General features: G+C 67.9%; 6 protein-coding genes. 5 read left to right on the top strand and 1 reads right to left on the bottom strand.

Annotated features, from left to right (window positions below):
• Positions 1-1,271 (bottom strand): DEAD/DEAH box helicase (locus tag JZY06_RS07490; RefSeq protein ID WP_330617187.1); only part of this gene is annotated, 1,271 nt, incomplete at its 3' end.
• Between the two features lie 228 nt (positions 1,272-1,499).
• Between JZY06_RS07490 and JZY06_RS07485 the strand changes: the two genes are divergently transcribed.
• The 5 genes from JZY06_RS07485 to JZY06_RS07465 all read left to right on the top strand — a co-directional run bounded on the left by JZY06_RS07485 (position 1,500) and on the right by JZY06_RS07465 (position 10,756).
• Complete coding sequence (locus JZY06_RS07485; protein ID WP_207278940.1) at positions 1,500-1,730, top strand: DUF3107 domain-containing protein; 231 nt, start codon at positions 1,500-1,502, stop codon at positions 1,728-1,730.
• A gap of 212 nt (positions 1,731-1,942) precedes the next feature.
• Positions 1,943-2,974, top strand: a complete 1,032-nt coding sequence (locus tag JZY06_RS07480) for a DUF3152 domain-containing protein (RefSeq protein ID WP_207279019.1) — start codon at positions 1,943-1,945, stop codon at positions 2,972-2,974.
• Between the two features lie 89 nt (positions 2,975-3,063).
• Positions 3,064-3,975, top strand: coding sequence for a TIGR02569 family protein (locus JZY06_RS07475; protein ID WP_207278939.1), 912 nt, complete (start codon positions 3,064-3,066; stop codon positions 3,973-3,975).
• Positions 3,976-3,978: 3 nt separating this feature from the next.
• The gene (locus tag JZY06_RS07470; RefSeq protein WP_207278938.1) at positions 3,979-7,239 is read left to right on the top strand and encodes a PD-(D/E)XK nuclease family protein; all 3,261 of its coding nucleotides are present in this window, start codon (positions 3,979-3,981) and stop codon (positions 7,237-7,239) included.
• Positions 7,226-10,756 carry an ATP-dependent helicase gene (locus JZY06_RS07465; protein ID WP_330617186.1) on the top strand — a complete coding sequence of 1,177 codons (3,531 nt, stop codon included), beginning with the start codon at positions 7,226-7,228 and terminating at the stop codon, positions 10,754-10,756. Before JZY06_RS07470 ends, JZY06_RS07465 begins: the two co-directional genes overlap by 14 nt.
• The last annotated feature ends 21 nt before the right edge of the window (positions 10,757-10,777 follow it).

Genomic DNA, 10,777 nt, shown 5'->3' with positions numbered 1-10,777 from the left:
CCCCGGCGGGCGGCCGGCCTGGTCACTGATGCGCCACCGAAGACTTTGCGCGGCGAGCCGATGGTCTCGCCGGCGGATTCGGGGATATCCAGTGCCTCATACAGTTCCGGGGAGGTGGAAAACCACTGCGGCGGCTCCGGCTTGTTCAGCCCCAGCTCCGCGTCGATCATCTTCCACTTGTTCATCTCGTCGTAGCCGACGAGGGTGACCGCGATACCGGTGTTTCCGGCCCGGCCGGTGCGTCCGATCCGGTGCACATAGGTCATCGGGTCATCGGGGGTTTCGTAGTTGATGACATGGGTGACATCGTCAATGTCGATGCCGCGGGCGGCCACATCGGTGGCGGCCAGAATATCGATGGTGCCGGATTTGAAAGCACCGAGGGATTTCTCCCGGGCGGGCTGGCCCATATCGCCGTGCACCGCGCCGACGGAGAAACCTTTCTCCGCCAGATCCTCGGCAATCCGGGCGCAGGAGCGTTTGGTGCGCGCGAAAATAATGGTTTTGCCGCGGGTTTTTCCCTGCAGGATCCGGGCCAGGCAGGCCACTTTGTTCATCTTGTGGGCCTGGAACACCACCTGCCGGGTGGTGGCGTGGGTTTGCGCGGCGTCGGCTGCCTCGGCGCGGATGTGCACCGGCCGGTCCATGAAGGTTCTGGCCAGCGAGATAATCGGTCCCGGCATGGTGGCCGAAAACAGCATCGTCTGGTGTTTGTGGGTGAGCCGTTTCAGCAGTTTCTCGATATCGGGGAGGAAACCCAGGTCGAGCATTTCGTCGGCTTCGTCGAGCACCAGCACGGCCACCCGCTCGAGTTTCAGCACCCCGCGGTTGCACAAATCGATGAGCCTTCCCGGGGTGCCCACCACCACGTCAATCCCCGCATCGAGGGCATCGATCTGCTCTTCGTAGGGGCGCCCGCCGTAGATGGTCAGCACCCGCACGGGAAGGTTGTCGGCGGCCCGTTCCAGGTCCTCGCCGACCTGCACGGCCAGCTCCCGGGTGGGAACCACCACCAGTGCCCGGGGGGTTCCGTCGAGTTCCTCCACCCCGGCATCGTCGAAGATACGGTCCAGCAGCGGAACACCGAAACCGAGGGTTTTGCCCATGCCGGTGCGGGCCTGGCCGATCAGGTCCGTTCCCTTCAATGCCAGGGGCAACGTCAGTTCCTGGATGGCGAAGGTGCGGACAATGCCGTTCGCGGACAGGGCATCGGTGATTTCGGCGGCGACGCCGAGTTCGGTGAATGTGGGAGGGGTCTTTTTTTCGGGCACGGCAATAATAGTATCGCCTCTGCCTGGTGGCCGTGGTGCGGGGTTTGACTGTCCGGCCAACCCGCCCGGCCCACCCGGCCGGTCACCCACCCGCCCCGTGGTGTCGGATACAGTTTGTGCCAACCCCCGCCGGCAGCGAACCGCCGTGGCGGGACAACAAGAACACCCCCACACGGTGCGCCCCCGGAAGACGGGGCACACCATCAAAGCGTCTGGAGCCAACACACAGTGGACATCAAGATCGGATTCACCGACAACGCCCGGGAAATCGCCCTGAACGTCGACGAGGACCGGGAGAGCCTGCTGGCCAGGATCACCGCGGCCGTCAACGACGATGAGGGGGTGTTCGAGCTGACTGACGCCAAAGGCACCTCCATTGTGGCGAAAAACTCGAAAATCGCCTGGATTCAACTCGGCTCCGCCGCCCAGGGCCGGGTCGGCTTCAATATTGGTGGTTAACCACCGGGGCAGCGCGATACAATGGGTGGTCCGGCCGGTCCGCGGCGGAGCGCCCCACAGCCCGCCCGTCCTGTGGCGGCAGTGACCGCAGGCGTGTGTGTTTTTCGCCTTTTTCCATAGATTCCCCGGTCACCGGATACGGTGGGCGGCACAACCGTTCTTCCGCACCATCCGGCCGACCGACCAAGATGAGGTAAACCCAAGTGGAGCCCATGCTCGTCAGATTCGCCCGCAACTACGGTTGGCGCGCCTACGCCATCCCCGTGCTTGTCGTGATCACGGTCTGGGTGCTGGTCGATGTGTGCCGCGGTGGATTGTTCACCGGCGATGACGGGGCCGCCCCGGCTCCGGCGACCTCACCTGCGGCGGTGGCCACCACCGCCGCCGCCGACGGTGACGGCCGGGGGGAGCAGACAACCACCCGGGGCCGCGGACCCGACCCGGCCACCCACACCCCCGCCATCGACGATGAATCCGGGCAGCTGCCGCCGGGCGGACCCTTCGTCAAACAGGGCACCGGTTTGTACCATCTGGCGGGCCGGGCCGGCGAACAGTTCGGCCAGGGGACGGAAAAAGTGTTCACCTACACCGTCGAGGTGGAAGAAGGCATTCCCGCCAGCCACTACGGCGGCGACGGGGCTTTTGCCGCCCTGGTCGATGCCACCTTGTCCGATCCGCGCGGCTGGACCCAGGATCCGCGTTTCGGATTCCGCCACATTGACGGCACCTCCACCGAACAACCCGATCTGCGCATCCAGCTGACCAGTGTCGGCTCCACCCACGATGCCTGCGGGCATGACATCGGGATGGAAACCTCCTGTTTCACCACCATCGGCAATCGGGTGGTCATCAACGAATCACGGTGGGTGCGCGGGGCGATTCCCTTCAACGGTGACATCGGCTCCTACCGGCGCTACCTGATCAACCATGAGGTCGGCCACGCCATCGGCTACGCCGCCCACGAACCCTGTGGGGCGGACGGCGCCCTGGCGCCGGTGATGATGCAGCAGACATTGAGCCTGTCGAACAGTTTCCTGCACAACCTGGAACCCAGCGAGGTCTACCCCGACGACGGGGCGGTGTGCCGCTACAACCCGTGGCCGTTCCCCGCGCCGCAGCCGCCGGCCCCCGAACCCCCGGCAGCGGAGGTTCCCCCGGCACCTGACCAGCCCCCGGCAGCGGAGGTTCCCCCGGCACCTGACCAGCCCCCGGCAGCGGAGGTTCCCCCGGAACCGGCGCCCTGATCGGCACAACGGGGTTAAAAAAACCGGTGCGGACAGCGTCCGTCTCAGCCGTGGCGGCCGCCGGTGGGGGACAGATAGAGTTGTAAGACATGAACGCCACACCGCCGCCCAGCAGCATCCGACGGGCTTTCAAAACACCCCCCGGGCAACCGGTACGGCTCGGGCACGCCTGGGACTACGGGTGGCGCATCGGCTCGGTGGTGCTGCAGAAAGTCACCGACCCCCAGGCGGCCGGGATATCGGCGCAGTTGAGGGAGAACCTCCACCCGGACAGTCTGCGGGTGGCCGCAGGCATCCGGGCCGCCGACGGCCGTTTGACGGTGACCGGCTGGCGGGCCAGTTCCTTTGTTGACGGCCAGCCGGACAACCGGCCCGATGAAACAGCCGCCGCGGCACTGCGGCTGGATGACGCGTTGGCCGGGCTGGCTGTTCCCGCCGGGCTTGCAACAGCCGCGCAACGCTCACCGGCGGGTGTGTTCGCCGCCGCCGATGAGGCGGCGTTCAACGATGCACCAACCCTGGCCGCCGCCCCGGCCGCCCCGGCCGGGGCCGCGGCGCTGCGGATGCGCGGTGTTCGCCGCCGCGGCACCGCCTCCCGGCGGCGGGCCGACGAACACGAGATGGCGGCGCGGTTGTTTGCGGAGGTGAAAAAACAGCTCCCGCCGTCGACCGCCGAAGTGCAGATCACCCACGCCGATATGCTGGCCACCACCATCTTCGATGGTCTTTTACCCCCGGCGGTCACCGATATCGTGCCGGTGATCAGACCCCACGGCTACACCTGTGCGCTGGTGATCGTCGATGCACTGGTCCGGGGGATCACCGACGCCGGGATCATTGACCGGTTCAGTCATGTTCCCGGTATCGACCACCTGATCGGCCGCGCTTTGGCCTACCGGCTGGCGGTGCACGCCCTGGTGCCCGAACCGGCGAAAACCACCGGGGAAGGGCTGCAACGGGCGTATTCGGCGGTGATCTCCCGGATGTCTGCCACACTGTGAGATGTGACTGATACCCCGGTTGAAGCCGTATTTTCCCCGACAAGCCGCAAAGACCAGCGTGAATCGCTGCGGATCCGGCTGGTGCGCGCGCCCGCGCGCGCGGACGCGCCGGTCCGGGACTGGACCGGCCCGGCCGGCCGGCTGGTTGATCCCGCCACCACCGGCACCTGGACTGTCACCGGTCCCGCCGGATCAGGGGTCAGTGAGCTGCTGCTGGATGCCGTCGCCACCCGCATCGCCGGTCCTGACGGCCTGGCCGGACGCACCATGGTCATCGCCACCGGCAAAGAGCAGGCTTTCGCGTTGGCCGGTCGGCTGCGGCAGAAACTCGGCGGGGATTTCACCGGCGGCGACGCGGTGGTGCGCTCCGTGCACTCGCTGGCGTTTGCCGTTGTCAGGGCGCATGCGGCCAGGCACAACCAGCCGGAGCCGCGGCTGATCACCGGGGCTGAACAGGACAACGCTTTCCGGGAACTTCTGGCCGGGCAGGCCGCGGATCAGACGGGCACCTGGCCGGAGGATCTGCGCCCCGCGCTGGCTTTGCCCGGTTTTGCCAGGGGACTGAAGGATCTGATCCTGCGGGCCGCTGAACGTGGCCTGGATCCGGCGCAGCTGGCTGAGCTGGGGGCCACCCACGATCGTGCGGTGTGGGTGGCCGCCGCCGATTTCTGGCGCGACTACCGGCGCACCATGGCGCTGTCGGGAACCAGAACACTGTCCGCCGCCGAACTGGTCCACACCGCGGTATGCCTGCTCGAGGAAGATACGGGCCTGGCCGCCACGGTGCGGGCCAAAGCCGACATCCTGGCTGTCGATGACGCACAGAACTTCGATCCCGCCTCCTGCCGGCTGATCGGCATGCTGGCCGATCATGCCCGGCTGGCGGTCATCGCCGGGGATACCGCCCAGTCGGTGTTCCATTTCCGCGGCGCCACCGGACAACTGCTGGGCGGCTACCCCACCGGGCACACCATCACCCTGCCCGGTAGCTTCCGCCATCCGGTAACCAGCACCGTCATCTGCCCCGACACCACCACCCAGGCCGATCTGATCGCCGACACGCTGCGCCGCCGGCACGCCGCCGACGGTATCGCCTGGCGCGATATGGCGGTGATCGTGCGCTCCACCGGGGACACCGGCCCGCTGACCCGGCGGCTGGCCGCCGCCGATATTCCCGTCGCAAGCCAGCAATCAGACACGGTGCTGACCAGGCAGCCGCTGGTCAAAGCATTGCTGACCGCACTGGATACCGTCACCGGACACGCGGATGCGGAAAAGATCACCGAGCTGGCCCTCGGCCCCATCGGCGGGGCGGATCCGGTGCTGTGGCGCAGCCTGCTGCGCGGGCTGGCCGGGCCCGCCCGCCGGGCGGGAACAGATGCGGCCACCTTCGCTGCCCGGCTGGTCACCGGGCAGACCAGCCTGCCCGGCTGGGACGGCGCCGCCACCGCCACCGCGGACGACGCCCCCACCGCCACCGCGGGTCCTGCTGACGGAACTGGCCGGGACGATACCGCGGGGGAGAAGAAACCATCAGCGGATCCGGTGCTCAGCCCGCGGGAAGACACCGTGCTGCGCCGGGTGGCCGGGGTGTTGGGGGCCGGGCGGGCCGCCCACGCCCGCGGGGAATCGGTGGAGATGCTGCTGTGGTCGCTGTGGTCGGCGGCCGGGCTGGCCGACAAACTGGCCTACGCGGCACTCGGCGGGGGAAGCGCCGGGGCGCGGGCGGATGCCGACCTGGACTGTGTGATGGCGCTTTTTGACGTGGCCGGTGATTTCACCGAACACCGCCCGGGCAGTGGCGCCGCCTCCTTCGTCAGATGGATGGCAGCGCAGGATCTGCCGATCGTCGGCAGGCTGCGCCGCGACGGCGGCGCCGATGCGGTCACTGTTGTCACCGCCCACGGCGCGGCCGGGGGACAGTGGAACACCGTCATTGTCGCCGGGGTGCAGGAGGGCAGCTGGCCGACCACCAGTGTCACCGGCTCGCTGTTCGACCAGGAGGAACTGGTGGGGCTGATCGACCGCGACATCGACCCGTCCGTGCACGTCAACCATCTCGGTGAGCGCATCAGGGAAGAACAACGGTTGCTCGATCTGGCATGCAGCCGGGCCACGGACCGGCTGGTGGTCACCGCCGTTGACGCCCCCGACTCCGATGAAGCACTGGAAGTCAGCCGCTTTATCGACCGGGACGCCGCCACCTGCTACCGACCGCCCGCTGACGGGGGGTTTCCGGTGATCAGTGTGCCGGCGGTGGTCGGCCAGCTGCGGCGGATCGTCTGTGACCGGCAGGCAGGTGAAAACGACACCGCCCAGGCGGGCCGCCAGCTGGCGCGGCTGGCCGCGGCCGGCGTGCCGGGGGCCGACCCGGCCCAGTGGTGGGGGGTGCACGGCCCGTCGACCGACACGCCCCCGGCCGGTCGCGATGCGCCGGTGAGATTGTCCCCGTCGATGATCGACACGGCTGTGTCCTGCCCGCTGCGGGCGGTTCTGGGCCGGTGGGGCAACGAGGACGCCGACACCACCAACCTGGTGTTGGGAACCATCATCCACGCCTTCGCCCAGGGGCTGGCCGACGGCATCGACCCGGAGGCGGCGGCCGATGCCGCAGCCCGCACCTGGCTGGAGTATCTTTGCCCACCGCCGTGGCGGAAACAGGCAGCCGAGGAGGAATTCCGGGCCGCCCTCAACCGCACCGCCACCCATGTGGCGGCCACTGCCGCGCGCTGTGATCCCGTGGGGGCGGAAATACCGGTGCGGGTGCCGGTGGCCGCCACCGCCGACGGCCGGCCGATCATCATCAACGGCAGGCTGGACAGACTGGATCTGACCGGTACGGACAAGGCGGCGATCATCACCGATTTCAAAACCGGCACCACCATCCCCACCCGCCGGGCCGCCAACGACAATCTGCAGCTGTACGCCTACCAGCTGGCGCTGTCGAAAGGACAGATCACCACCGGCCCCGACGGCCCGGAGATCACCGCCGCCGACAGCCCGGACAACACGATCGCCATCGACCACGCCGAACTGGTCTATGTCCGGGCGCCGAACAAAACAAGCGGTATCGCCGTTCTGGCGCAGGCCCGCAAAGACGCGGTCCAGCTGGCCGGGCTGGAAAAAGTACTGGTGGAGCTTGCCGCCGCCACACACGGCCCGCAGCTTGCCGCCTATGTCACCGATGCCTGCCGGCGCACCGATTTCGCCGCCGTCTGCCGTTTCGTCGCCGAAGGAAGGACCACCACCAATGACCGACCATAACCGCCCCGGCGCCCCCGCACAGCCCGGGCCGGCCGACCCGGCGGCAGGGTTTTGCAGGCAGGTGTCCCCGCGGCTGCTGTCACAGATGCTGGGGCAGGCCCACCATCCCACCGCCCAGCAGGCGGAGGTCATCGGTGCCGCCCCCGGCCCGATGCTGGTGGTGGCCGGGGCCGGTGCCGGGAAAACCGAAACCATGGCCGCCCGGGTGGTGTGGCTGGTGGCCAACGGCTACGCCCGGCCGGAAGAAATCCTGGGGTTGACCTTCACCCGCAAAGCCGCCCAACAGCTCTCCCGGCGGATCCGCGACCGGCTGGGCACACTGGCCGGTATTCCCGCCCTCACCGACATCGACCCCACCGGGCGTCTGTCGGCATCCCTGGAATCGATCACCCCCACCGTGAGCACCTACGATGCCTTCGCCGGATCCCTGGTCGCGGAATTCGGTCTGCTCTACCCGGTGGAACCCTCGGCCAGGACCATCGGCATGACGGAACTGTTCCAGATCGCCCGCCGGGTGGTGGCGGGCCACACCCGGGCCATGACCGGCAACCCGAACCCGGCCACCGTCACCGACAATCTGCTCTCACTGGTCGGTGAACTGGACAACCATCTGATCACCGCCACGGAACTGAAACAGGAAACCGACGCGTTTACCGCCCTTATCGACGAGTTGCCGAAAGGACCCCGGCAGCGCGGTGACGGGATGACCAAAAAACTGCTGCGGGTGAAAAACACCCAGCTTCTGCGGGTGGACTACCTGTCGCTGATCGAGGAACTGGCAGAAGAGATGCGCCGCCGGGCGGTGACAACCTTCGGGGAGAAAATGAGCCAGGCCGCCCGCCTGGCCACCGCGCATCCGCGGATCGGCCAGGCCATGCGCCGCCGCTACCGGGTGGTGATGCTCGACGAATACCAGGACACCTCCCACGCGCAGCGGGTGCTGCTGACGGGACTGTTCGGCGGATGCGACCCCGGGCTGACGGTGACGGCGGTCGGCGACCCGATGCAGTCGATCTACGGCTGGCGGGGCGCGACCGCCGCCAACCTGGAGCGGTTCACCACCGATTTCCCGCTCCTGGACGACACCGGTAGCCCTGTCGGGCCGGCACCGAAAAAACAACTCACCGTCTCCTGGCGCAACCCGGGCACTATTTTGCGGGCCGCCAACATGGTCGCCGACACAGTGCTGGGCGACAGCACCAGCCCGCGGCGGGCGGTACAGCCACTTACCCCCCGCGACGGCGCCCCCGCCGGAACACTCACCGTGGGCTGGTACCCGACGGAAAAAGACGAACATGCCGCGATCGCGGAGGCATTGAAAAACATCCGCGACGATGCCGCCGCCCGCGGCGAACTCGACTTATGGACCGCGGCGGTGCTGATCAGGGCCAACAAACAGGCGGCAGGTCTTTCCGCCGCCCTGGACCGGGCCGGGGTGGCCAACGACATCGTCGGCGTCGGTGGCCTGCTGCACGTCCCCGAGATCGCCGACCTGGTGGCGGTACTGACCATGCTGGTGCGCCCCGGCAACAACACCGCGGCGTTGCGCATCCTGGCAGGGCCCATGGTTGATCTGGGACTTGCCGACATTGTGGCTGTGGGCCGCCGGGCCACAAACCTGGCCGCCAGGGCCAGGCGGGACGGCGCGCCTGAGACGCCAACCGATCCATCCGGCGACGGTGACAGCGACATCACCGGCTGGGAGACCAACCGGGCCGAGAGGCGTTTCGCCGCACAGCTGGCCGGTATTATTCCCGCCGCCGCCACCTGCGGGGCAGGACTGGTCGATGCCATCGCCGATCTCGGGGAGCCGGAACGCTACAGCGAACAGGGCTACACCCGACTGGTCAGGCTGGGGCAACTGCTGCGGCGGCTGCGCACCATGACCGCCGGACGGCCGGTGGTTGATGCGGTGGCGGTGGTGGACAAAGAAATCGGCCTGCGCCAGGAGGTTCTCGCCCGGGCCGACCCGGCCGCCGAAGGGGTGGCCGGAACCCGGCACCTGGACCGGTTCATCAGCTACGCGGCACAGTTTTCCGACACCCCGGGGGCGGATCTGGCCTCCTTCATCGACTACCTGTCGCTGGCCGAGGACAAAGAACAGGCACTCAACCAGCCGGAGGTCCCGTCCGCGCCGGGTAGGGTGCAGATTCTCACGGTGCACAAAGCCAAGGGACTGGAATGGCACACCGTGGTCGTCCCCGGTGCCTCCAACAGCAACTACCCGGACCAGTCGTGGGAATCGAAACGCACCACCACCTGGTTGACCGACATCACCGCCGTGCCGTCGACACTGCGCGGGGACGCCGGGCAGGACGGCGAGGATCCGGCCACCGCCAGCGCCCCGGTGCTGGATGTCACAGCCGTCGAGGACCTGTCCCAGCTGCAAAAAGCCATCGACGAGCATCCCCGCGCCTACCGGGAAGCCGACATGGAGGAAGCCACCCGGCTGTTCTATGTGGCCCTCACCCGCAGCGAATCCACCCTGTTTGTCACCGGCTCCCCGTCGCCGGGCCGCACACACTCCGGCCCGGCCGATGCCCTGGTGGCGATGAAAAAACATTTCCCCGACTGTGTCAGCAGCTGGTGGGACGGTGAGGCCGATCCCGCAGCCGACGATTCCAGCGTGCCCGCAGGTGACGCTGCGGACGATATCGCCGAGGCGTTGTCCACCCGGCCGGAGACCACGGTCGCAGGAGTATTTCCCATCGACCACCTGGGTGACCGGCGGGCAGGGATCACCACCGGACTGCAGGCGGTGGGCGCCGCCCTGGACCGGCTGCCGGAGTTGTCGGATCATCCGGTCCACACCCGCTGGGAAGAGGACGTCACTTTTTTGATCGACGAACACCGGCGCCGCCAATCCAGCCTCATTGAGGTGGTGCTGCCCGATGACCTGTCGGCCAGTGACCTGGTGGCGCTGAAAAAAGATCCGGACAGCTTCGCCCGGCGGCTGGCGCGGCCGGTGCCGTTCAAACCGAACCGTTTCGCCAAACGGGGCACCGCCCTGCACCGGTGGCTGGAGAAACGTTTCGGCGGGCAGACCATGCTCGATTTCGATGAACTGCCCGGCAGCGGGGAACCCGATGCCACAGCCGAGAAGCTGGAACAGTTGAAAGCGGCATTCCTGGCCTCCGAATGGGCCGACCGGCAGCCGGTGCGGGTGGAACAGCCTTTCGCGGTCACCATCGGTGGCACCCTGGTGCGCGGCCGGATGGATGCGGTCTTCCACTTTTGCGACCAACCGGACACAGGGTGGATGGTTGTCGACTGGAAAACCGGGAAAGTTCCCGTCGGCGCCGACATGGAGGCGGCGCAGGTGCAGTTGGCGGTCTACCGCTACGCGTGGGCGAAACTGGTCAGTCAATCCACCGGCACCCAGGTTCCCGCGGACAAGGTGCGGGCCGCATTCTTCTACATCGGGGCGAACAAAACGATCGAGCCCAGTACACTACCCGGTGTTGAGGAGCTGGCCCGGCTGATAGGCGGCCCGGCGGCCACCCCGACGACCGATTGACCCGACGTTTTGCTGCACACC

The sequence above is a fragment of the Corynebacterium mendelii genome, from assembly GCF_017307055.1.
Taxonomy (GTDB): Bacteria; Actinomycetota; Actinomycetes; order Mycobacteriales; family Mycobacteriaceae; genus Corynebacterium; species Corynebacterium mendelii.
This window is presented reverse-complemented; position numbering and strand designations above follow the sequence as displayed.